The following is a 23,829-nucleotide window of genomic DNA, read 5'->3' as shown; positions in this document are numbered from 1 at the left end:
AGCTGAGTGGGTAATTAATACTTAAATTGCCCTACAACCTTGTTGAGTTGTTCAGACATTAAAGACACTTCCCTATTAGACTTAGATGATTGATTAACGGCCGCAACGGTGTCGATAGCAAGATCGGATATACGGGTAATATTTCGGTCTATCTCGGCTGATACCATCGCTTGCTGTTCTGAGGCTGTGGCAATCTGTAGGTTCTTATCAAAGATATCTGAAATTGAAGACACAATACGGTTCATTGCATCAATAGCTTCTTCGGTTTGATGAACGGTACTGTCTGTTTGTGATTGGCTTTTTTGCATAATGGCAACACTTTGCTCGATACCGGAATGCAATATTTCAATCGTTTGTTCAATCTCTTTGGTTGAACTGTGGGTTTTTTCTGCTAACTCACGCACTTCATTTGCTACAACCGCGAATCCTCTACCATGCTCACCTGCTCGTGCTGCTTCTATGGCTGCATTCAACGCCAGTAGGTTGGTTTGTCCGGTAATATCGCGAATGACTGAAACCACGCTGTTTATATTAACGCTTTCTTGCGCTAATTTTTCAATCAATACTTGAGACTGTGAAATATCTGATACGAGCCCTTTAATAGAGCTTTCCGCTTGTTGATTGGTTTTTAGGCTCTCTTGAGCATCGGCTTTAACTTTTTCTGCGGTGAGTGCTGCATCATTAATGTTGGTTGCTATTTCGTTACTGGTTGCGAGTAATTCGTTGACTGCTGTAGCGACAGAAGATGATTCTGCTTGTTGCTGCTGAGCATTTTCTAAACTGTGGCTGACTGCCGATTCTGATTGCACTGAAATGGAAGAGAGTTTTGTAGAAATTTCGCTGACATTAGAAATGATAGCCTGCAACTTTGATATAAAGAGATCGAATGAGCCGCTAAGTTGCGCTAATTCATCATGACCATGATCATTCATACGAACGGTCAAATCACCATTTCCCTCGGCAATATCACGCATTACTTGATTAACGCTGGCAAGCCGTTTTGATATGTGAAAGCTAATCGTGATGAGTAAGGTTGCCATGATAAGTGTTGTCGTTATACCAATAATCGCGAGTGTTAATTTTTCTTGTTTTTGAATGGTATTAATATCGGTCAATAAATCTGTTTCAATCACTAATAGTTGACTTTCAACGGTATGGACAATGTTTCGTAAATCACCATAGAGCCCAGTATTCGGCGTAAGACCAATGACGCTATAACCTTCAACAAGTTCATCAAACACTAAATGATAACGATTTAAGCTGCGAATTAACTTATTCTGTTGTTTAGTACTAAGGTCGGTATTTTTTATGGCGACCATAAGAGAGTCGACATTATTTTGAAACGCCGTGAAATGGTCAATATTCATTGAAAGCATAAAATCTTTTTCATTCAACCGTAAAGTGAGCAGCATACGATAGAGGTGATCATTTCCCGATATTAAGAGTTGCTCTTCCGCAGAATTAGCAAATGTTGTGATGTTGCCTCTTAACCCTTCATCGGTGGTTAACCCGATGATTTGGCTCTGGTCGGCGATGACATTAAATTGTATTTCATATTGTTCGAGTTCTGAAAGTAATACGCGAAGGTCATTACCATGTTCAGGCTGGTATTGTTCAATAATGGATTTAATGTCTTTAACTCTTTGATTTAAAGTGGTTGCTTCATTGTTGAAACGTTCAATGTACTGCGTATCTAATCGCGTAAGAAAATCTTTCTCATAGCGACGAAGTGTCAATAAATTTGTACTACTACGAGTGATTTCTTGCATGGCAAACTGTAGATGATCTAATTTTCGAAATGATATCGTTTCAAGTGTGCCGTATAGCAGCATGCCTAAGATTAATAGGCTCGTTATGAAGTAGAGCTTCGCTTTAATTGTCTTGACTGACAAATACGAGAATAAGCGACGAGTTTTTGTGTGTTTTGTTTTATCAATAGCAACAGAATCATGCATACATATACTCTCAGAGATGTGTGAACGCGATGGGATCTATAGCGTTTATTTCTATATTGATCACATGAAGCACTATAGAGATAAACACATTAGCTACTATCAATTTCAGCTAATAAAGTATTTCGAATTTTCCCATGCCATATTTGTGTTGCTCATGAAGGCTGAAAAAGTGCTTCATCGTGTATATTCATGAGTAACAATATTCAACTATAGGCGTATATTTTAGGAATGCTTATATCAGAGTGAAAATTTGCTAATAAAATGATTATATGCAATTTATTGCTTTGCGAGGCAGCTTGAATATATTGTGCTGATTAATGGAAGAGGGCACGAAAGTGCCCTAGGTGTGAAGATGAGGTTATTATTGAATTGCCATCGCAAGTAATGAAATAGGGTGAATGGTTTCTAACTGCGTATTTTCTTCAATTTGCCACTTACAGGTTTCACAGTCTGTGATTGCAAAATCTGCATTTGATTGACGAATTGTCTTAAATAGATTTTCACCTATTGCTATCGAGGTATCGTAGTTTTCAGTTTTGAAACCATAGGTACCTGCCAGTCCACAACATTGACTATCTAACACGACAACCTCTAAACCAGGGATCATCTTTAATAGTTCGATGGTGTATAAATTACCGCCAGTACGTTCAAGGTGACATGGTGTGTGATAGACGATTTTCTTGTTAATTGGCTTCATTTTCGGTGTATTACCGTTCATGAATTGTTTAAGTAAAAAACGGGTTACATATTCAATTTTATCGGCCACATTGGCATTGTCGACTTTCAATACATGCGGATATTCTTCGCGTAATGTAAAAGAACAGGTTGAAGACGTTGAGACAATAGAAGAATTATACTTCTCAATCGCGGCTTCAAAATTGCGCACATTTAGCTTGGCATTTTTCTTGGCTTTGTCGAAAAAACCGTTCGCAATTAATGGCACACCACAGCATTTTTCTTTATCCAATAACTGGACACCAATACTCATTGCGTTCATTACTTTTACAAAATCTTTCCCCAGCTGTGGGTGATTGTAATTCACAAAGCACCCGTGAAAGTAGTGCACTTGTTGCGGGTACAATGCCTGACTGGTACAGTTTTGTTTATACCAGCGACGGAACGTGCCGTGTGAATATTTCGGTAATGATTTATGGTCATGCACACCAATGGTTTTATGCATGATCTTTTTAACAGGTTTAATGCTGGTCATCGTGTTGACTATCGGTGCGAACGGTGTCGCAATCGATCCCATTAAATCAGTATGACTCAGTACAAAATCACGAATGGTTTTAATGTTTAACGGCATTTTTGCATGTTCGTCGCGTGCAACCGCAATCATGTCGCCAATCTTCACGCCTGAAGGACACGCCGTTTCGCAGCGCTTACAGTTAGTACACAGTTTTAAGGTTTCGTCATAAAATTCAGGGCTTTTGATGCGTAAACGTTCGCCATCAGGTCCGCATTGTTTAGGGCCTGGGTACTCAGGGTTTGCTTTGGCAACAGGGCAATAAACGGTACACACAGTGCACTTAATGCATTGGTCAAAGCTGGTGTCTTTCTGCAGAAGGCTCATGCGACAGTCCTTTCTTTATTATTCTGATTTTGGTGTGCGGTATGTTTACTGATCATTTGTTCTGCAACGTGGAATCCGGTGCTAATTGCAACGCCACTGCCACATCCTTCGAACACGGGATCGTAGTGTGCCAATAGCGCACCTGCACAGAATAGATTATCAATGGTTTGACTATTAGCAGAAGCTTGGAGTTGATCATTGCAGATCACGCCCATCTTCAAAAATGGATGCGCTTTTGATGTGAAAAATTCAGGTTGGTACCACTGGTCTCGATCTGGAATAGCAACAGTATCAAGGTTGAAAATGGGTTCATCAATATTTAAGCGTTGTGCAGCCATACCACGGCTGAAGAAACTGCCAGTTGCGATTAAATAATTATCAGCGGTTAATGGCATATCACGATGATTACGAGTAAATATACGTTTCAATTCGCCATCTTCAATATCACCACGTTGAACTTCATCCCCAACAAGAATGATCCCACCTAGCATTTTTAAATGGGACTTCATGGCTTCTTCTAAACGGATACCCAGCAACGAGGGTGGCATGGTCGGTAATTCACAAATTGTAAAACCTGTTAAGCCTTCAAGTAATTTGATTACTGCAGCACCATCACCGTTGCCAAATACCGCAGGCAATACCACAAGGTCTGCTTTACCAACGGCTTGAATCATTGATTTAGCAAAAGCGTGTAACTTGCGCTCATCACGTAATACTCGTGAAATATCAATAGAGCGGAACTCACAAGGGTTACGCTGCATCTCTTCAAAGTCAGGTAGTTCAACTGCTGCCGTGGTAATTTTTACATCTTTAAATTGCGCTAATTTTGAAAGATTATCAGCCGCTAATTTAGGTTGGAAATCACGGAAGCCATCGATTGTTACCAATGCAATATGATTTAATTCACCAGCCGTGTTGGTCAGTGGAAATTGATGTACAGTTTGCTGCGATAACCAGGTTGAACGAAAGGTTCCCATTGGTGTTAAGCGCAGATGGTTCGCTTCATCTTCTTGTGAAGAAAGATAGATACCACGCGCTTTGATCATTTCTTGATACCAATCTAATGCTTCTTGTACTTTTCTTTTGCCCAGTTTGCAGTAGGGGTGTTCTGGATTTTGTTGCTGTAACTCATCAAATGCAGCCATTGGGTGATAAACGGGTTGTCCATTTGGAAGTCGACTTAAGAAATCAATAGAACCTGATGAGAAATGAAGAGCACTTTGGCCAGCAGCGATCACCGCTGTTTTCATGCCAGCTTCTGCACAACGAATCGCACAACTTAATCCTGCTACACCGCCACCTATAATTAAGCTATCGAATTTCATGATGTGACCTCACTCTTGTTCTTATTTGTTTGTGTAGCGGTTGAATTGTTAGTATCTAGGTTCGGCATTGGTAATGATGGCAGATCAGAATCTGGTATATCACTCACACCAAATAAACCTTCATAAATCCAATAGGTGAATTCCGCCTCACGTAATGCATCTCCCCAAAAAACGGGTTTAATGCCTTTCCAGCGTTCTTCTAAGAAATCACTCAGTAAATGGCTCGCTTCTGTACCTGAACTCTTACCGTATTCTGAAAACAACCCTGCTGCGCGGTAAGAACAAAGCTCACCTTGGCAAGGGCCCATACCTACACGGGTACGGCGGCGCAAATCGACAAGGTTATGTACGTCTAATTCTTTAATGGCGTATTCTACTTCGCCACTGGTTACCATTTCACATTCGCAAATTACGGCTTGGCTTTTCTTATCATTCTTCAAGAATTTTTCTGCACGTTCACCATGGCGATAATAAGCTGATTGATAAACAGGCTTAGCAATACTTGCGGTATGTTTGACTTTTTTCTGTGCTTGCTCTGAACCGGGTAAAGGTTTGGTGTGAGTGATACAAGGTTGCGTGTTACCCAGCTTTTTAGCGACTAAGTCTGTTGCCCATTCAGCCATCATGCGATAAGTCATTAACTTACCGCCTGTAATCGTTATAAAGCCGTCCATGCCATCGCGTTCAGCATGATCTAACAGCACAATGCCACGGCTAATGTTTCGGCCACTGGTATCGCCATCAACAGCAACAAGAGGGCGAACGCCAGCATACGCACGTAATACGCGAGTATTTGCCATAATAGGCGCGAGCTTTGCCCCTTCTTCAAGCAAAATATCGATTTCGCGGCTGGTAACATGTAAGTCATCGATCTTGTCGTAATCAATGCGTTCAGATGTTGTTCCTATCAGTGAAATGGTATCGCCCGGTACTAAAATGTCGGCATCAGAGGGTTTACGGCAACGGTTAATCACTAAATTATTGATACGGTAATCAAGGATCAGTAGCGATCCTTTTGCAGGGAACATTTTGATATTCAAATCACCGTATTCGCAGATTTGTTGTCCCCATATTCCTGCTGCATTGATTACTTGCTTTGAGCGAATATCGAAATGTTCACCAGTTTTCATGTTCAAGCAACGCACACCACGTACAGCATGCCCTTCACGGATAAGCCCAGTGACATGTGTGTGATTAAATAAGCGTGCACCATGCTCTACAGCATCTAATACATTAGAAGATGCGAGACGAAATGGGTCGATAGTACCGTCGGGTACTTTTACCGCACCAATTAAATTTGGGTTACAGTTTGGCTCTAAGCGAAGGGCTTCTTCTGGGCTTAATTGCTCAACATCAATGTCTGCTCGGCCACATGCTGTAAGGAAGGACTTTTGAAAATCAAGGTCATCATCGGGTAGGGAGATGAATAAACCTTGCGTGTCTTCAACACAATGACGAGCGATATTTTTAAGTATACGGTTTTCTTGAATACACTCGCGTGCAGATTCTTCATCCGTAACTGCATAACGTGCACCTGAGTGCAGTAATCCATGATTACGACCCGTCGTGCCCGATGCTAGATCATCTCTTTCGACCAATATACATTTGATGCCTCGCAGTGCACAGTCACGCATTATGCCTGTACCGGTTGCACCACCACCAATAATAACTACATCTGTTTCAAGCCAACTAGTCATGTTCGTTTTCGCTTATAGTTTTTAACCAGTTCATACAGAATCTGTTTGATTCCCTATCATATAGGCATAAATATGCCACTTTATGTAAGGATATTAATTGATCTGAACCACACTAATGCGTGATCGAGCTTTCGTTCGCGCATTTATGTGTGGTTGTGCGTATTTTTGAGCGATATAAACAAAAAAAAGAACCATTAGGTTCTTTTTTTTGATACATGATGAGGCTTATACCCAAGTCACCTCAAGATGCTCGTTTCAGCGAGAATTTGCTGGGCTCTAGGCAAGGCGCTCATTTATAGGCCTAGTGTTTCTACGTTGAAAATGAGCAACGGCGCATAGAGCCCAACAAAACTCGCCCTTCGGGAGTGACTCAACGAGTCTACTTCTATGTCAAATATGATTGAAAGGGAGTGCCATTCCTACACATATTTTCCTTGAATTAAACACGTTGAGTTCACTCTGAATCCTGTATCTTGAGGTAACTTAGGTATAACATATTAGTTTATCGATATCTTTTCTGCTATTTTAAGGCGTTCGTCATTTTCATGATGAAGATCAATAGGATGGAAGTGGCTGCAATCTCGTCCGGAGTGTTTGCACTTATAAAGCGCAAGATCTGCCCGTTCGAGCATTGAAGCTAAAGTATCGTTTTCAGAATAGGTTGAAATACCAATACAAGTAGTAATACTAAGTGATTGATTATCTATATTAATAGGCAGTTTTAGATCACGAATAGCTATTAACATTCGGTTTGAAATTTTTATTGCCGTATCAGGTGGGCAGTCGGGTAAGAATAAAACAAATTCTTCACCACCGTAGCGACCAAACAAATCTGTTTTACGAATTTTACTTTGCACGAAAGAGGTAAAGCCTGTTAGAACTTTATCACCAACACTGTGACCCCAAGTATCGTTAATGCGCTTAAATTTATCAATATCAAAGAGTAATACTGAAAAGGGTTCACCTTTAAGCTCGCATTCTAGCATGTTTTTTTTCCCGAGCTGTAATAGCATCCGGCGATTATAAATACCTGTTAATGGATCTAAAATGGCTTGGCGGTACAGCCTCATCAGCATGTGTAACTTTGATACTTGCGACCAAATAACCATTAATGCTAAAACACTTTGCAGCCAATAGATCGCTAAGTATTCTGGTGCAAATAAACGACCTGCATAATAATCGGTGCAGATTTGAGTTATAGCGGTAATAGAAAGTAAAGATAGGCTTTCTTTAAACGTGATAGGCAAGATCGTGAGTATCGCAACATGAATAATAGGCAATAGAGTATAAATGTACCCGTAGTTAAGATTGCTATCGGGGAAATCTAACACAACTGAACAATAGAGATAAAAAATATTTAATGAAATAGGGAATAATGTAATACAGAACTGTATTTGTGTTAATGAGTTATATTGATGATTTTTTAGGGCTAGAGAGAAAAAAAAGCAACTCAGAAATAAGCGAGCAAACGTGATTTTTATACTTTGATCTGATGTTAAAAAGAGAATGTCGAAGGGTATCCATAGAATAAGCAGTACGGCCAATACGCTTGAAAGCATCATTATACGACTGCGAAGATAATCACTTCGTGTATTTCTAAAGCTTAAAGAGTGTGCTTGAGAACTCCATAGGTCATAGAAATATGGCACCTTAGATTTAATGGTTTTGCTGATGTTTTCTCGCATTAGCCATGCTCATTATTGATTAGTCACTGAATTTAAAGCATTGAAAAAGAAAGATGGACTAACTGAATTATTAATAGATTGGTCATTATTGTATTAACACCCCTCTCAAACTGTGATCTCCGTTCAAAAAAATCAAGTTAAAGATAAACATACGCTAAAATTTGTATCTGAAGAATAAAAAAGTTTGGTAACGACAGAAAATATTGATGCATTCACATACCGACACAAGTTGGTATAATCAACCTCCATTTTTCTGAGACAGAATGATCATGTTCACTGGCTACTTAATGTTTCTTATCCCTGCTTTACTAGGGGCACAATGTATTCTGACACTGGTGTTGACTAAAGGTAATATTTGCCCTGGTCAGCGTGGGCGAGTGCATAAAACACTTCCGATCATTCTTGCTGGCTGGCTTTTATGTATAGCAACTCAACCGTTAGCAGTATTGCCATTGCTAACTTTGGCTTTTTTCACTTTTAAAGTGAAAACCGGTAAAACGCGTGATGCGGGTCCTATTAAGATTTTGATGGCCTCGAACATGTTGGCTGCAATTAGCTGGTTAATGCTGCTACCTACAATGACACTGCCTCAAGTGGGTATGAGTTTTATGGCGATAGCGTTATTTGGTAGCCTATTCGCACACTTATTACTGACTCAAGCGAGAACTCGCCTTCAAGCATTTCACCGTATTTTACCCTTTGCGGGTTTTGGCAGTGCAATTGCCTCGATTCTGTTTATGCTTTGGCAATTAGGCCGTATTGATGAAGCGACGATAAATGGACTGACATCAAGTATAGTGGGCGCTTTAGTACTTATGCTGGTTGCTTTGTTAGTGTGGGCTGGTCATCTGTTATTAAGTCGTACGGTTAATCGTTGGCAGTTGCTGGGTGCATCGGCATTATTGGTGTTATCTGGTTCGATGCAATTGGCTATCTTTTGATACATTACTGCTGATTGAAAATTGTACAGCTCGAAAAGCGCCTCTTATATAAAGGCGCTTTTTTTGTATCAGCCTTCAGTGCTAGGTCTATTATTGTAAAAGGAACCTAATATATAGTGCTTAAAGTGGGAGGCGGTATGGAAATCAATAACTTGCTTAGAATGGACGGTAATATTGTTTTTAGTATTATAAATGAAAAGCTTAGGTTAGAGTGTGGCAGTGTTTCAGAGCTTGTAAGCCGTTATGAATTAGATGAAGCTGAACTCATTGAAAAAATGGATGAGCATGGCTTTCACTATGATCCGCTTTCTAATCAATTTCGATAAGCAGGCTGCTAAGCAGAGTATGCTATTTATTTATCCGGAATGGTATTACCACAAAAAACGACCATTATTAGGTCGTTTTTTTGTATGAGAGAGCCGGTTGTTGAGGCTATTTTTAAGCTGCTTTAATGCCTTCTAAGTGTGTTTGACACTGCTGCCTGGCTGTGGCAAAAAAAGCTTTTAGATAATGGCGATCATGCTCTGAAGCGCGAACAGCCGCAAATAAACGGCGCCATAGCCCTTTACCTAGAGGCTTGCTAACAATTAACCCTTGGCGAGCGAAATCATGAATCGCCCAGTTCGGTAGGGCTGCGACACCTAGACCTGCCGAGACCATTTGCACCAGCATTAATGTGTTATCGGCTTGCTTCCAAGCTTTGGGTTCAATGCCCGCGGGCTGTAGAAAGTGCTTCACCACATCTAATCGATTCTTTTGTACCGGATAACTCAACATTGTATGTTCGAGTAAGTCTTCAGGCTCAATCACTGCTTTATCTGCAAGTGGTGACTGTGGCGATACCACTAAACGCATCTCAAAATCAAATAAAGGTTCGTAATGCACTTCGTTACGATGCTGAATATCAGACGTGATAACTAAATCTAATTCACCAGAAGCTAACGCAGGAATAGGCTCAAAACCAAAACCAGAAGAAAAATCCAAAGTCACAGATGGCCAATGTACTTGATACTCTTTCAATGCAGGCATTAACCACTGAAAGCAAGAATGGCATTCAATCGCCATGTGCAAACGTCCGTTTATATCCTCTTTAAGACTGGCTAACTCATGCTCTGCTTTGGCTAAGCGCGGTAATATATCATTGGCGAGTCGAAGTAATATTTCACCTTCAGAGGTGAATTTAACAGGGCGCGTTTTACGTAGAAACAGCTGACCACCGATCCGCTGTTCTAAATCTTTCAATTGGTGTGACAATGCCGATTGTGTAAGGCACAAGGTATTTGCTGTCGCTGTTAGCGAACCTGTATCACGAAGAACGGATAGGGTTCTTAGGTGCTTAATTTCTATCATGAAGTTTACTAACGTCCCTGTGTATTACATGAATATATTTAATGTACCTGTTAAATATAGATGTGTAAACATCTAGACGTCTATTCATGCGTTGGATTCATTAATAGTGACGCATAAAACACCTAACATTTCGCTAAAGTATTGATTATTAATTTTCTTCATAATGATTTTGAATGATTCGATGTTGTTCATAATGATTTCTTACGTCATTGTTTAGCCATCCATACCGCTAAATTATCAGCAGGAAAAGACTATGACAATAACAACAGAGAACAAAACAGTAACGCACATCCTCGGTTATCCACGAGTAGGCTCACAACGTGAATTAAAATTTGCACAAGAAAAGTATTGGCGCGGTGAGATTGAACAAAGTGAATTAAAAGAAGTGGGCAGCTTACTGCGTCATCGTCACTGGGGCGATCAAGTGGGTGCCGGGCTAGATTATGTGTCTGTTGGTGATTTTGCTTGGTACGATCACGTACTCAATACCAGCATGCTGTTAGGTCACATCCCTAAGCGTCATGATAATGGCTTTCCTGATTTAGATACATTATTCCGCATTGCCCGTGGTAAAGCACCAACAGGTTGCTCGTGTGCAGCATCTGATATGACTAAATGGTTCAATACTAACTACCACTATATCGTTCCAGAGTTCACGGAAGATGATCAGTTCAATGTTAGTTGGCAGCAGCTGTTTGAAGAAGTTGCGGAAGCTAAAAAAGCAGGGCACAAGGTTAAGCCTGTTCTTCTAGGGCCTGTATCTTACTTATGGCTAGGTAAAGAAAAAGAAGAAGGCTTTGACCGTTTATCTCTTCTTCCGCGTTTATTGGCAGCCTATCAACAAATTTTAAGTAAATTAGAAGCATTAGGAGTGGAGTGGGTTCAGATAGATGAACCAGTACTTGCGCTAGAATTGCCTAAGCCATGGGCTGAATCATTTAAGTTGGCTTACCAAGTACTGAATGGTAATACCAAGCTATTGCTAACCACGTACTTCGATAATATAACGCATCACCTTGATAAGATTGTAGAGTTGAACATCGACGGTTTGCATATCGACTTATCTGCAGCACCAGAACAGCTAAATGCAGTGGTAGATGCACTGCCAGAAAACTGGGTATTGTCGGCGGGTGTAGTGAATGGCCGCAACGTGTGGCGTGCTGATTTATCGCATGTTCTTGACGTATTGCAGCCAGTGAAAGCGAAGCTAGGGCAGCGATTATGGGTTGGTAGTTCATGTTCATTGCTTCATAGCCCAATCGATTTAGACCTTGAAACCGATTTATCACCAGAAGTTCGCCAGTGGTTGTCTTTTGCGAAGCAAAAATGCCGTGAAATTTCTTTAGTGGCACAAGCGTTAGACGGTAATGATATCGCGATACAAGAATGTGCAAAATACAGTGCGCCGATCAAAGCACGTGTAACCAGCGCATTAGTTAATAATCCAGATGTTCGCCAGCGCACCAATGCAATAACAGCCGCGTTAGCCGAGCGTAAAGCACCGTATGCAGAACGTACTCGCCAGCAACGTGCTGCGCTTAATTTACCGCTATTACCGACAACGACCATTGGTTCTTTCCCTCAAACCAATGAAATTCGTACCCAACGTCGCGATTTTAAAGCTGGTCTTCTTAGTGAGTCTGACTACAACACTGCGTTAAAAGGGCACATCGCTGATGCCATTCAGCGCCAAGAAGATTTAGATCTCGATGTGTTTGTACACGGTGAAGCAGAACGTAACGACATGGTGGAATACTTTGCAGAATTGCTGGAAGGCTTTGCGGTAACTCGATTTGGTTGGGTACAGAGCTATGGCTCTCGTTGTGTTAAGCCTGCGGTTATTGTTTCTGATATTTATCGTGCAAAACCAATGACAGTAGAGTGGGCGACATACGCACAATCGTTAACTGACAAGTTAGTAAAAGGTATGCTTACAGGCCCTGTCACCATTCTGGGTTGGACATTCCCACGTGAAGATCTGCCTCGTGAAGGTATCGCGAATCAAATTGCTCTGGCATTGCGTGATGAAGTGTCAGATCTGCAAGCGGCAGGCATAAAGATTATTCAGATTGATGAGCCAGCAATTCGTGAAGGTTTACCACTAAAAGAAAGCCAGTGGCAGGCGTACCTTGATTGGGCGGTGAATGCGTTCAAGATTTCAGCAGCAAGTGCAGAGCCACAAACACAAATTCATACTCACATGTGTTACAGCGAATTTAATCACATCATCAAATCAGTCGCCGCACTGGATGCCGATGTGATTACTATCGAAACATCACGTTCAGATATGGAATTGCTAAAAGCCTTTGAAGAATTTGATTACCCGAACGAAATTGGACCCGGCGTTTACGATATTCACTCGCCAAACATCCCATCGATTGAGCAAATTGTTCACTTAGTAGAAAAAGCTGAAACACTTATCCCAATTGAACGCCTATGGATAAACCCTGATTGCGGACTAAAAACACGTAACTGGGAAGAAACAGAAGCTGCACTGCGCAGCATGGTAGAAGCGACGAAGAAATTACGTGAACAGTGGCAGGCAAAAGCGGTTTAAAGCCAAACATTGAAAAGATATTTCTAGCTTTTAAACCGTAAATATCAGGTATAAAAAAGACGAGGCTGCTTAATATAAATAGCAGTACTCGTCTTTTTTTATCATTCGTTCAGTTTTTCTCAAATCACTTGTTTGAGCCTGAATGAAGGGTTTATTTAATGCTGTTACGTTCAAACGTTAGCGTGTGGCCAGCATTAGTTAACGTCATTAGATTGCCAGAAACGTTTACGTCGCTCCAGTCACTTAATGCTTTAGTCATTGTTTGTTCCATCGCCATTGCAGGTTCAGGACAGGCCATCATCGTCATCCCCATCTTTTCGATGCGTAGTTTGCCATCTTTAAGCTCAGCTTGACCGAAGTAACGATTACAACCAGAGTGACCGTTAGCGCCTAAACCATCAGTTAATTCAAGGTTTGGTGCCTTGAACGGTTCAGGAAGATCAAGTGCTTTACTATCTACTTGAGTTAGCACCCAGTTGTTATTAACAAGATCACCTTCAGATGCCACTTTCGTTGCCTCAGAGTCGTTGCTTGCACATGCAGCAAGAATGATAGGTAGTGCTAAAACTGCTAGTAAACGCTTTTTCATTGTATGTATCCTAGAAATAATTATCGTCATTATATTGGCTAAATGCTGAACATACACTAACGAGAACAAAAATAAGGTAAGTTGCCCTGTAATTAAACGTTGTTCTTTTAAGTCAGACGCTACAGTATTGAAAGAGTTCAAAACTGTAAAGCGTTTTACATTTCTTTACAGTGTGTGCTTTAAAATTCATATAATTCTAATGCTTAAAACTATTATCACAAAGAAAATAATGAGCAGTGTTAGAACGGTGTCATATCTTAAATGCTTTTTTATAACTATTTAAAGAATGGTCATGAATTGAAAATAAATGGCGTTATTTCTATATTTATTTTTTGAACGGAAGAATGATAGATAATTGTTATATTTAAAGCAGGATAATTGCAGTGTTGGATATAATAAGGGCGAACAGTTAGATTCGCCCTTGGTTAAAGGTTACTTGGGTATAACTACGCTTTTTTGTCGACCATGTGCAAATGTACATCTTGTTGCGGGAATGGAATCGACAAGCCTTCACGGTCGAATCGCATTTTCACTTCACGGGTTACATCCCAATATACATCCCAGTAATCTTCTGTTTTTACCCAAGGGCGAACAATAAAATCAACAGACGATGTATTTAACGTATGTAGCTTAATTGTTTTCTCTGGTTGACGTAGCACCATCGGGTGATCATCGATAATGTCATTTAATACCTTTTCTGCGAGTTCAACATCGTCGCCATAACCAATACCGAAAACCATATCAACCCGACGAACACGCTCATGGGTGACGTTCTTGATAATATCGCCCCAGATTTTGCTGTTAGGTACAATAATAATTTGGTTATCAAAGGTTTTGATTGTGGTATTAACCAGGCTCATATGGCTAACCTTACCCGATACACTACCAGCTTCTACAAAATCACCGACATCAAATGGACGATAGATAAGTAGCATCATGCCTGACGCGAAATTTGATAGGGTATCTTGCAACGCGAAACCAATAATCACACCCGCAACACCGAAACCAGTAAGAATCGGGGCAAGGTTCAAGCCGACTTGAGATAAAGCAATAAGTAAACCAATGAAGAATACGCCTTTACCAGACATCGAGATAAAGAACTCTTGCATGAGTTGAGATAATTTTAAATTGGGAGACGATACTGCACGTTTAACCATTTTACGGGTGAGCTTTTTTAGTAAACGGAACACAAAAATAATGGCGACAAAAATAAGGATCTTAAATAATATCTGTGGTGCATTTTGATAAATCCACAATGTAATGCCGCTAGTCCATGTTGCTATAATCGACATGATGACTTTTGCATTCAACAAATCATTGGTTAGATTACCTGTAGATTCAAATAGTTGTTGCTTATATTTTGCAGTATCAAGCTTCATTTTATCTGCTAGCTGAACTAAAAATTGCAAGCTATCGGTATCACTCGCTACTTTTCGTTGGGCGAGTAAATGTAATAACTGTACCGAAGATTTTTCACCTTCAGATGCCGATTTTAACTGCTTGGCTAAAACTTCTTCTTGTTGGCTATCGAACGTTAAAGATGCAGACATAAATTCTAAGCGATGATCGATATCATCGATTAATGCTTGTACTTTTTCAGGTGATTCTTCGCCCAGTAGTTTTAGCCATTGATAGTTAACCCATTGCTCACCTAATAAGCGGGTTGAAAATCGTCGAGCTTCATCAAGCTTTTTTTGTGCAATGAGTTTCTCTTCATTACTGGCTTTATCTAATGTTGCTTCGCCTTCTTCGATTTTCTTTAAAAAGAAAGCTGACGCTTCAGAAATGAAAGTAACCTGTTGGTGAACATGCTTTAGTAGAAGTGGTTGAGTTTCTTCTGTTCTATTTGATATTAAGCTTTCTATTACGTCTCGAAGATCGTTATTTTTATTTAAAAGCTGCAAGTTAACGACATCTTTTGCCGATCCCGTCATGGTTGAGGCTTCGGTAACAAGCTGTAAAATTTCGCTATCTAATTTATTGAGCTTTTCGATTTGAGGCGACGGGGTTTCGGCTTGTGCGAAACAGAACGATGATATAAAAACGCATAAGAAAGCCAATACACGCATTTCAATGATACTCCTGCAAACTGAGGTTGATTAAAAAAGAAAGAATTTAAATTGAACGCCAATGATCGCTCATTTTTTCTTATAAACAACTATAGCCGCCAAATTAGCGACTTTAGTAATAATTTTTAACGGGTAAAACGATGCATTTTTAAAATGTGTGCAGTGGCTTGGCTATATAAATTACACCAAATCTTGTTGGCATAAGAAGTGATGTTGCGGATATTGCCAGCACCAATCCGGAGACCAGCATTCTTGGTTTAGAATGATCGTCATAGGTTGGCGTTGAAGTAATAAAATCGGTTGTAATAATGGATAATTTGCACGATCGCATATAAGCGTATCACAGGCGGAAGCTGCGATCGTTTCTGCTAGCAACTGTATATCTAAGTGAGAGGTGTGAGAAAATGACATTAAGTCATTTTTTTGTAATTTCGCCATAAAACGTTTCGTTAATGATAGCGGTGATGTGAGCACACCGATTAACCGTGGGGTTGTTTCAAGTGTATTCAACAACGTTATCCAAGCCTGTACTTGGGTGATTTCTTTAGATTTCGGCATATCTTGATGTCTCCCTCACAAACTTGGCTATATATTTAGATATAGCTGTCGATGTATAACAACAGTGTTTTTTACTATTGTAAACAGTCTAGATAAATAAAAAATATTAAATGTCAGGAATGCGTAAAAAGAGAGAGGGAATCATCTAATCTGTCGTAAAAATAAGAAAAATCTTAATGAGTGGTTATTAATAAATTGCACTATTGATCGACTTATTATTATCAATTATGCAGCACAAGGCTTATCGTCCACTTTTTCATTATATGCAGTTTAAAGGCGAGGGCTTCCCCTTTGGTCGCAAAAGAAACTAACTCTTTCCTACTAATCATTTTCATATTGCTCGTATCTACAAACTGCTTCTGACCTCCATGCTCAACCAGCATCAAATATTCAGCTTCTGGCATTACTTCCAAAAACTGTGTGTCAAAGAACATTTTACCTTTATTGCTCAAATCACCGTTTTTCTGCTGGTAGTAGGGCACTAATACCTATTGAGCTGAAACGTTATTAATCTTCTTGAATTTGCCTTAATCTATTGGCAATAAATGAAAAAAGCCCCCTTACAAGAAGGGGGCAATAAGTACCATCGCTTTTTATTATTCTTTACAAGTCGGATTAACCGAAATCACCGTTTACGTAACCACGAGTACGATCGTCGCGTGGGTTGCTAAATAGGGCATGTGTATCGTCGTGTTCAACCAATTCACCCATTAGGAAGAATGCAGTACGGTCTGAAATACGACGTGCTTGCTGCATAGAGTGCGTAACGATAACAATGGTGAAATCTTTCTTAAGAGATTCCATCAAATCTTCAATCTTCTTGGTTGCAATTGGATCAAGCGCTGACGTAGGTTCATCCATAAGGATAACTTCTGGCTCCATGGCAATTGTGCGAGCAATACATAAACGTTGCTGCTGACCACCAGAAAGGCCGAACGCATGCGACTTAAGACGATCTTTAACTTCATCCCACAGTGCTGCACCGCGTAGTGATTTTTCTACTACGCCATCTAATACTTTTTTATCTTTAATACCTTGAGCGCGCAAACCATAAGCCACGTTCTCGTAGATGCTCATTGGGAATGGGTTTGGCTTCTGAAAAACCATACCAACTTTAATACGAAGCTGCGCTACATCAATGTTGCCGTATACATCTTCACCATCGATTGACAGTAAACCGTCGATTTTAACGCCTTCAATAAGGTCGTTCATACGATTAAGGCAGCGAAGTAGGGTCGATTTACCACAACCTGATGGACCAATTAATGCCGTAACCTGACGGTTTGGAATAGGTAGACAGATTTGCTTAAGAGCCTGATTTTCGCCGTAGAATAGGTTTAGGTTATCAATATTAAATTTGTTCATCTTCATCTTCCTCAAAAATTAGTAAGTCGCAGTATTGAAGCGGCTAGCAATCAGTTTCGTTAGCATGTTAATCATCAGAACTATCACAATTAGAACGGTTGCCGTTGCGTAGGCTTGTTGCCATTCATGAATGGTGTATAGCTCTTGCGTTAATTTATACAAGTGAACAGTCAACGTACGACCCGAGTCAAAAACACTCTCGGGAATACGTGCAACCATACCTGCGGTCATGAATACAGGTGCTGATTCACCGATAACACGACCCACGCTGAGGATGATAGAGGTTACGATACCAGGCATAGCGCTTGGTAAGATAAGTCTCCAGATGGTGTAAATTTTAGATGAACCTAGTGCATACGAACCTTCGCGGTAAGTTTGCGGTACTGCCATTAATGCTTCTTCTGTTGTACGAATAATAACAGGAAGAATCAAAATACTAAGGGTGAGTGCCCCTGATAGAATCGAATAACCAAAGCCAAGCACGACAACAAAGAATGTCATACCGAACAGGCCGTAGATAATCGATGGAATACCCGCTAATGATTCAGTACAGAAGCGAATAACCTTTACCCATTTACTGCCCACAGCAGCGTATTCAGTCAGGTAAATTGCCGTCATGATACCCAGTGGTGCGGCAACAGCAATCGACGCTGCAACCATGTATAGCGTGGCAACAATCATTGGCCAAATGCCAGATTCTTCACCAATTGTTGTGTAGTTACTTGAAATGAATGACCAGTCTACAAATGCTAAGCCATTGCTTAAAATGTACCAAACAACCCACATAAGGAAACCCACTGTAATACCAGCAGATAACCAAATAACACCGAGTGAAATTTTATCTTTTAATAATTGTGAAGCTTTGTTTTTCGTGTTCAGAGACACAGTGCGTTTAATTGTATCTGACATAATAATTACCTCGCACGCTCACGGTTTAAGTACAGTAAAGCGGCGTTCAACGTCATGATGAAAACAAGAAGAACAATACCAGTCGCGTATAAAGCACTTGCGTGAATGCCTGTTGCGTAAGACATTTCAATCGCAATGTTGGCTGTAAGAGTACGCGCCGAATCGAGAAGACCTTCAGGCATGGCTGGTGAGTTACCCATAACCATAATTATGGCCATCGTTTCACCTAAAGCACGGGCTATACCCAAAATCACGCCAGTCATGATACCTGAGCGCGCTGCTGGTAATAAAAGCTTGAAGATAGTGAACATATGAGATGCCCCAAGTGCTAAAGAACCTTCTTTATATACGCGGGGTACGGCTCGAATCGAGGTTTCAGATACGGTGATAACGGTCGGTAAAATCATTACTGCAAGTACGATAATACCCGCTAGTACAGTGTTACCCGCTGGTACATTAAAGACACTTTGGATAAGCGGAACAATAATAACTAAACCAAAGAAGCCATAAACAACCGATGGAATACCTGCAAGTAATTCAATTAAAGGGCGAACAATGTTAGCAAGGCGCTTAGGTGCCACTTCAGCAATGAAAATTGCCGTTAACACACCAACTGGTACACCCAAAATAACAGCGCCGGCGGTAGAGACTAATGATGCAACGATCATTGGGGCAATACCGAACAATGCTGGTGGTAGCCAATCTGTCCCTAGAACAATGTTTGTTACACCAGCATGTGCAAATGCTGCATAACCTTCTCTAAAAATAAAATAACCGATAGTTATTAAAGACAAAATACCGATAGCGGCACTTAGCATAAAAAGGTTTTTGAAGAACAATTCGCGCCAATCGATCACTTTTTTTGATTTTAGTGATGAAGCTTTAACTGTCTTCTCAATACTGTTTGCGATGGTCATAATTTCATAACTCCAAATACCAACAACGTCACTATTTCTCAAACTCATTAAAAGTTACAGAAAGCTAAATAGTTGTAGGGAAAAACCTATCTCGTTGTGGTAGAAAATAACGCTTGGCAATCACCAAGCGCTATTAAAGTGGTTTAGTTAACTGCAATGTAGCCTTTAGCTGAAACAAGTTTCTGTGCTTCAGTGGTTAGCGACCAATCTAAGAAAGATTGAGTTGTTGGGTTAATTTTGCTTGCCTTGTAAAGAACAAGGAAAGGACGTTGAACTTGGTATTCACCAGACTTGATAGCAGCAACTGAAGGTACGTGGCCGTCGATTGATAGCGCTTTTAGTGAATCATCAACAGTACCAAGAGAGATATAACCAATTGCAAACGGGTTGTTAGCGACAGTTGTTTTAAGCTGGCCGTTACCACTTGTAACCTGAGCGCGCTGAGAGATAGCTGATACTTTGATGTCGTTGATTTTTTTCTTCAGCGACATGATGTCTTCGAAAGCACCACGTGTTCCAGATGCTGTGTCACGCGTTACCACTACGATTGGCTTGTCTTCACCGCCAACTTGGTTCCAGTTGGTGATTTCACCTTTGTAAATCTTCGTTACGTCTTCTTTTGATAAATCAGTGATTGGGTTCTTGTTGTTAACAACAACAGCGATACCATCACGTGCTACGACGATTTCTTTTAAATCATCTGATTTCTCAGAATCTTTAAGATTACGAGAACTCATACCTAAATCAGCAGAACCATCGGTTGCGGCACGAACACCAGCAGATGAGCCTGGACCTTGAACTTCAACAAAAATGTTAGAATTTGCTTGGCTGTAAGTTTCACCAAATACTTCCATTAATGGTGTAACTGAACTTGAACCTACAACAGAGATAGTTTCGTTTGCAACAGCAGCAACACTGAATGCCATTGAACCTGCAAGAGCTAGTGCACCGATAACCTTTGTTTTCATTTTCCTAATCCTTTACATGCTGGCTTAATTGCCAATAGGTTTGAATGAACACGCTTAGATTAGGAGATCTTTATGACAGTTATGTTTCAGAAGTTTGAACCATATATGACGATTGCCATAAATACCTTAGGGGAATGCATGTTGATATTGCTAAACGAATGGAAATACTTGATATAAAAGGTGTATTGATTACTTTCGTTAAATAAATGACGTTCAAGTCAAAATAATGGCAATGATTTCGTACTTACTCTTTGAAATACAATGAAATATTTACGGTGTTTTTGCGAGCAATATCTATCTTTTTGGCAATCATGTGGCGATAATGCACGTCACATAATTATAAGTATCTATTTAAGAATAGGTGCGCAAAAAATTGTTTTGAGGTTCCAATGTCTTTTTCCTTAAAGAATGTATCTATCCGTTATCAGGTTCTATTACCTGTATTCTTAATCATTGTTGTTCTGTTTACATCGCTTTGGGTGACGAAAAGTGAATTGGAAGGTGAGCAGCAAGTAATAATGGCCAATACTAATTCATTGGTTGAGTATAAAGATGTACTCGCAAAAGTTGATGACCAAGTTTATCCGCTACGAATTAATGCTGTTTATGCGATTTATGATGCTTCGCGCCGCAGTATTTTCCAAAATGAATTACGTGCAGCCGTTGCAGACATTATCAATGATCTTCAACCTCTTAATAAGCAGCCTGAATTTCAATCGGATACTGATGCTGTTAGATCGGCAATCACTGATTATATTAATTATTCAAATCGAGCAGTAACGCTGTTCAATGAATATGACAATGGCAACGTAACTGAACAAGAGAAGTCGAATTTTATTGCGCAGTACCGCACAGTGGGCAACAAAATGGTGTCGACGATCAATACTTTGTCACAGCGTGTGAATGCATACGCTACGGCGAGTATGGAAGAAAGTGCTAAGAATAATAAAAGCCTAATGAATACGGCAACGATTGCAATTATGTTGGCGTTTGTATTGGCGACAATAATAGCGTGGTGGTTATCAGGCTTAATTGTTAACCCAATTGTAAAGCTTCAAGAGATTATGCGTAATGTGGCTCAAGGTAACCTTCAAGTTCGTGCTGAACAAGATGGTACCAATGAGCTTGCCGAACTCAGTGGCGATATAAATAAAACGGTTATTCAGCTTCATACAACAGTCGATTCATTAATTCGTATCAGTGAGGATGTAGCCTCTGCATCGACAGAGCTTGCAGCTGTAATGACTCAATCTGAAGCCAATGCGCAGCTTGAGCTGAACGAGATCGATCAGGTTGCTTCTGCGGTTAATGAATTATCAAGTACTGCAGATAACGTAAGCGATAATGCGACAGCAGCTGATGCAACGGCAAAGCAAACCGATGAACTAGCCAAAGAAGGTATGAACATCTTTGAGCAAAGCAATGCGGCGAGTGCGCAAATGACGCAAACTTTGTCGGAAGCTGCCGGTGTTGTAACGCGCTTAAAAGAACAATCTGAGCAAATCAGCAATGTAGTAGAAGTGATTCGCAGTATTTCAGAGCAAACTAACCTATTGGCACTGAATGCTGCCATTGAAGCCGCGCGTGCGGGTGAATCTGGACGAGGTTTTGCAGTTGTTGCTGATGAAGTACGTATGCTTGCTGCACGTACACAAACGTCGACACAAGAAATTCAAGTGATTATTGAAGAGTTACAATCGCAGTCAAGCAATGCGAATGAAAGCATGCAATCAAGCTTGGAAATGCTAGAACGAAACCAGCGTTTTGCGCATCAAGCGAATGATGCCCTTGTTGGTATCACCGAGTCTGTTATTCAGATTAGCGATATGAATACGCAAGTAGCGACAGCGGCAGAGCAACAGTCGCAGGTAACGCAAGATATTAACCGTAACGTCACTAATATGTCTGAAATTGTGAATCAAAATGTAGCCGGTATTAGCCAAAGTGCAGCTGCAAGCCATGAGTTATCTGAATTAGCTGAAAAACAGAAACAGCAGCTTTCTTTCTTCAAGCTGTAATACTATCGTAAATGAGTATTTGGTCATTTTTCTGAATAAATGGATGACTATTAACTTATCCAGATGAGTATAATCTGACTTACAATAGTTACTATAAAGAGGCCTGCTTATGTAGGTCTTTTTTATTAATGAAACAGCTCTTCATGAAAAAGTATCTTCATAAATAAATAGCGTATGGGGCTCTTATGCTAAAGAAAGCGCAACAAATGGTCGTGTTTAACGCATTAACGAAGCAACAAAGTTTTACGCGAGCTGCGCAATTACTCGATATTTCACGTACTCAGGTGAGTAAGCAGATACAACAGCTAGAAGAAAGGCTAGGTGTACAACTTGTTCAGCGTACTACGCGCTCATTTGCGTTAACAGAAGCGGGCCGATCTTTTTCAGTTCATTGTGCCAATGTGGTGGGTGAAATAAATGAAGCGGAAAGTGAGCTCCTGTCGGAAACAGACTCTTTGCAAGGTGCATTACGGGTCGGTATTGCTCAATCTTTTGCTTCTAACCATATTGCCCCTTTTATTTCTGAGTTCCATGATTTATACCCACAGCTCGATTTAGAAATGAGTCTGTTTGATTACCGTGTCGATTTAATCGCAGAACAACTCGATCTATGGATTGGTTTCATGGATTCACCGCCTGAAGGTTTTGTTGCGCGTCATCTTATCGATTGTAATTTTGTATTAGCAGCGAGCCCTGCTTACCTTGCAAAACATGGCGTGCCTTATCACCCTAATGATCTGAAGGATCATAATTGCATTACGTACTTTAGCCGAGAGCGTAAAGACAATGTATGGAGCTTTCGTAAAGAAGAAGAGAGCCATCAGATCAAAGTAAAAGGGAACTATCGTGTCGACTCGGCAGATTCGATTCGTGATGCAACATTAACGGGTAACGGTATTGGCTACCTTGCCACGTACTTACTGAAGGATGAATTGCAGAAAGGGCAATTAATACGCCTTATGCCTGATTGGGATTTGACCCAATATATGCCGCTATATGCCGTTTATCCTCGGCATAAATACCTGCCACAAAAGGTGCAAGTATTTATCGATTTCATACGAAGCCACATTGGAAGGCCAGCTTACTGGGATCGAAGTATCTTTTAATCGCTGTAAAAACAACCGTTCTTAAAGGGACGGTTGTGTGATCAAACTCTCAAAACACCCTCAATTGTCACTGGTGAAGACAATAGTATCCCGCTACAGAACTAATCCTGCCGATTTCGTTTGCTTTGCTCAAATAGCCATCAAATCCCCCTGTCAATGTTAATTGCATGTAATTTTGCATAACAATTTGATCCTTGTCACATTTCGTTACTTCACTAAAATGCGTCCGCAATCGTTTACTAAAACA

At 40.3% G+C, this 23,829-nt stretch carries 19 protein-coding genes; 5 read left to right on the top strand and 14 right to left on the bottom strand.

All coding sequences use genetic code 11. The features are described 5' to 3' along the window. Positions 1 to 14: 14 nt before the first annotated feature. The 5 genes from C9J48_RS01455 to C9J48_RS01435 form a co-directional block, all read right to left on the bottom strand. Positions 15 to 1,955 (bottom strand): methyl-accepting chemotaxis protein, encoded by a 1,941-nt coding sequence (locus C9J48_RS01455; RefSeq protein ID WP_006231471.1) that lies wholly within the window; start codon positions 1,953 to 1,955, stop codon positions 15 to 17. Positions 1,956 to 2,316: 361 nt separating this feature from the next. Beyond that, positions 2,317 to 3,528: an anaerobic glycerol-3-phosphate dehydrogenase subunit GlpC gene (gene glpC, locus C9J48_RS01450; protein ID WP_006231472.1), complete on the bottom strand. Its 1,212-nt coding sequence runs from the start codon at positions 3,526 to 3,528 to the stop codon at positions 2,317 to 2,319. Then, complete coding sequence (glpB, locus tag C9J48_RS01445; RefSeq protein WP_006231474.1) at positions 3,525 to 4,853, bottom strand: glycerol-3-phosphate dehydrogenase subunit GlpB; 1,329 nt, start codon at positions 4,851 to 4,853, stop codon at positions 3,525 to 3,527. Before glpB ends, glpC begins: the two co-directional genes overlap by 4 nt. Further along, on the bottom strand, positions 4,850 to 6,550 hold the full coding sequence (glpA, locus tag C9J48_RS01440) for an anaerobic glycerol-3-phosphate dehydrogenase subunit A (RefSeq protein WP_006231475.1): 1,701 nt from the start codon (positions 6,548 to 6,550) through the stop codon (positions 4,850 to 4,852). The genes glpB and glpA overlap by 4 nt, the downstream gene beginning before the upstream one ends. A 497-nt stretch (positions 6,551 to 7,047) precedes the next feature. Then, positions 7,048 to 7,881, bottom strand: a complete 834-nt coding sequence (locus tag C9J48_RS01435; protein WP_165481775.1) for a GGDEF domain-containing protein — start codon at positions 7,879 to 7,881, stop codon at positions 7,048 to 7,050. A gap of 617 nt (positions 7,882 to 8,498) precedes the next feature. Here C9J48_RS01435 and C9J48_RS01430 point away from each other — a divergent pair. Further along, positions 8,499 to 9,176, top strand: coding sequence for an HI_1241 family integral membrane domain (locus tag C9J48_RS01430; protein WP_242610841.1), 678 nt, complete (start codon positions 8,499 to 8,501; stop codon positions 9,174 to 9,176). Between the two features lie 137 nt (positions 9,177 to 9,313). After that, positions 9,314 to 9,502: a DUF4250 domain-containing protein gene (locus C9J48_RS01425; protein WP_036803578.1), complete on the top strand. Its 189-nt coding sequence runs from the start codon at positions 9,314 to 9,316 to the stop codon at positions 9,500 to 9,502. A gap of 112 nt (positions 9,503 to 9,614) precedes the next feature. Here the strand turns inward: C9J48_RS01425 and metR are convergent, their stop codons facing one another. After that, positions 9,615 to 10,526, bottom strand: coding sequence for an HTH-type transcriptional regulator MetR (gene metR / locus C9J48_RS01420; protein ID WP_006231479.1), 912 nt, complete (start codon positions 10,524 to 10,526; stop codon positions 9,615 to 9,617). Positions 10,527 to 10,779: 253 nt separating this feature from the next. On the opposite strand from metR, the gene metE reads away from it, so the two are divergent. Then, positions 10,780 to 13,083, top strand: a complete 2,304-nt coding sequence (gene metE, locus C9J48_RS01415) for a 5-methyltetrahydropteroyltriglutamate--homocysteine S-methyltransferase (protein WP_006231480.1) — start codon at positions 10,780 to 10,782, stop codon at positions 13,081 to 13,083. Positions 13,084 to 13,234: 151 nt separating this feature from the next. Here metE and C9J48_RS01410 read toward each other — a convergent pair whose 3' ends face one another. From C9J48_RS01410 to C9J48_RS01375, 8 genes are all read right to left on the bottom strand, one after another. After that, on the bottom strand, positions 13,235 to 13,672 hold the full coding sequence (locus C9J48_RS01410) for an META domain-containing protein (protein ID WP_006231481.1): 438 nt from the start codon (positions 13,670 to 13,672) through the stop codon (positions 13,235 to 13,237). Between the two features lie 446 nt (positions 13,673 to 14,118). Then, positions 14,119 to 15,741: a mechanosensitive ion channel family protein gene (locus tag C9J48_RS01405; RefSeq protein ID WP_006231482.1), complete on the bottom strand. Its 1,623-nt coding sequence runs from the start codon at positions 15,739 to 15,741 to the stop codon at positions 14,119 to 14,121. Positions 15,742 to 15,921: 180 nt separating this feature from the next. Then, a complete protein-coding gene (locus tag C9J48_RS01400) occupies positions 15,922 to 16,299 on the bottom strand; it encodes a hypothetical protein (RefSeq protein ID WP_006231483.1) in 378 nt (125 codons plus the stop codon). A 221-nt stretch (positions 16,300 to 16,520) separates the two neighbouring features. Beyond that, entirely contained in the window at positions 16,521 to 16,781 is a 261-nt protein-coding gene (locus C9J48_RS01395; RefSeq protein ID WP_006231484.1) for a hypothetical protein, read from the bottom strand. 133 nt (positions 16,782 to 16,914) lie between these two features. Beyond that, positions 16,915 to 17,664 (bottom strand): phosphate ABC transporter ATP-binding protein PstB, encoded by a 750-nt coding sequence (gene pstB / locus C9J48_RS01390; protein ID WP_006231485.1) that lies wholly within the window; start codon positions 17,662 to 17,664, stop codon positions 16,915 to 16,917. Positions 17,665 to 17,682: 18 nt separating this feature from the next. Next, on the bottom strand, positions 17,683 to 18,573 hold the full coding sequence (gene pstA, locus C9J48_RS01385; protein ID WP_006231486.1) for a phosphate ABC transporter permease PstA: 891 nt from the start codon (positions 18,571 to 18,573) through the stop codon (positions 17,683 to 17,685). Between the two features lie 5 nt (positions 18,574 to 18,578). Next, the gene (gene pstC, locus C9J48_RS01380; RefSeq protein WP_036803347.1) at positions 18,579 to 19,490 is read right to left on the bottom strand and encodes a phosphate ABC transporter permease subunit PstC; all 912 of its coding nucleotides are present in this window, start codon (positions 19,488 to 19,490) and stop codon (positions 18,579 to 18,581) included. 143 nt (positions 19,491 to 19,633) lie between these two features. Next, on the bottom strand, positions 19,634 to 20,458 hold the full coding sequence (locus tag C9J48_RS01375; RefSeq protein ID WP_006231488.1) for a phosphate ABC transporter substrate-binding protein: 825 nt from the start codon (positions 20,456 to 20,458) through the stop codon (positions 19,634 to 19,636). Positions 20,459 to 20,847: 389 nt separating this feature from the next. Between C9J48_RS01375 and C9J48_RS01370 the strand changes: the two genes are divergently transcribed. Together C9J48_RS01370 and C9J48_RS01365 are read left to right on the top strand one after the other, a co-directional pair. After that, on the top strand, positions 20,848 to 22,476 hold the full coding sequence (locus C9J48_RS01370; protein WP_006231489.1) for a methyl-accepting chemotaxis protein: 1,629 nt from the start codon (positions 20,848 to 20,850) through the stop codon (positions 22,474 to 22,476). A gap of 185 nt (positions 22,477 to 22,661) precedes the next feature. Next, on the top strand, positions 22,662 to 23,582 hold the full coding sequence (locus C9J48_RS01365) for a LysR family transcriptional regulator (protein ID WP_006231490.1): 921 nt from the start codon (positions 22,662 to 22,664) through the stop codon (positions 23,580 to 23,582). Positions 23,583 to 23,829 lie beyond the last annotated feature (247 nt).

The organism is Photobacterium profundum (genome assembly GCF_003026285.1).
In the GTDB taxonomy this organism is placed as follows: Bacteria; Pseudomonadota; Gammaproteobacteria; order Enterobacterales; family Vibrionaceae; genus Photobacterium; species Photobacterium profundum.
This window is presented reverse-complemented; position numbering and strand designations above follow the sequence as displayed.

Excerpts from the sequence above, each read along its gene's own strand:
- C9J48_RS01455 (WP_006231471.1), bottom strand. The coding sequence starts at position 1,955 with ATGCATGATTCTGTTGCTATTGATAAAACAAAACACACAAAAACTCGT.
- glpC (WP_006231472.1), bottom strand. The coding sequence starts at position 3,528 with ATGAGCCTTCTGCAGAAAGACACCAGCTTTGACCAATGCATTAAGTGC.
- glpB (WP_006231474.1), bottom strand. The coding sequence starts at position 4,853 with ATGAAATTCGATAGCTTAATTATAGGTGGCGGTGTAGCAGGATTAAGT.
- glpA (WP_006231475.1), bottom strand. The coding sequence starts at position 6,550 with ATGACTAGTTGGCTTGAAACAGATGTAGTTATTATTGGTGGTGGTGCA.
- C9J48_RS01430 (WP_242610841.1), top strand. The coding sequence starts at position 8,499 with ATGATCATGTTCACTGGCTACTTAATGTTTCTTATCCCTGCTTTACTA.
- C9J48_RS01425 (WP_036803578.1), top strand. The coding sequence starts at position 9,314 with ATGGAAATCAATAACTTGCTTAGAATGGACGGTAATATTGTTTTTAGT.
- metR (WP_006231479.1), bottom strand. The coding sequence starts at position 10,526 with ATGATAGAAATTAAGCACCTAAGAACCCTATCCGTTCTTCGTGATACA.
- metE (WP_006231480.1), top strand. The coding sequence starts at position 10,780 with ATGACAATAACAACAGAGAACAAAACAGTAACGCACATCCTCGGTTAT.
- C9J48_RS01410 (WP_006231481.1), bottom strand. The coding sequence starts at position 13,672 with ATGAAAAAGCGTTTACTAGCAGTTTTAGCACTACCTATCATTCTTGCT.
- C9J48_RS01405 (WP_006231482.1), bottom strand. The coding sequence starts at position 15,741 with ATGCGTGTATTGGCTTTCTTATGCGTTTTTATATCATCGTTCTGTTTC.
- C9J48_RS01400 (WP_006231483.1), bottom strand. The coding sequence starts at position 16,299 with ATGCCGAAATCTAAAGAAATCACCCAAGTACAGGCTTGGATAACGTTG.
- pstB (WP_006231485.1), bottom strand. The coding sequence starts at position 17,664 with ATGAACAAATTTAATATTGATAACCTAAACCTATTCTACGGCGAAAAT.
- pstA (WP_006231486.1), bottom strand. The coding sequence starts at position 18,573 with ATGTCAGATACAATTAAACGCACTGTGTCTCTGAACACGAAAAACAAA.
- pstC (WP_036803347.1), bottom strand. The coding sequence starts at position 19,490 with ATGACCATCGCAAACAGTATTGAGAAGACAGTTAAAGCTTCATCACTA.
- C9J48_RS01375 (WP_006231488.1), bottom strand. The coding sequence starts at position 20,458 with ATGAAAACAAAGGTTATCGGTGCACTAGCTCTTGCAGGTTCAATGGCA.
- C9J48_RS01370 (WP_006231489.1), top strand. The coding sequence starts at position 20,848 with ATGTCTTTTTCCTTAAAGAATGTATCTATCCGTTATCAGGTTCTATTA.
- C9J48_RS01365 (WP_006231490.1), top strand. The coding sequence starts at position 22,662 with ATGCTAAAGAAAGCGCAACAAATGGTCGTGTTTAACGCATTAACGAAG.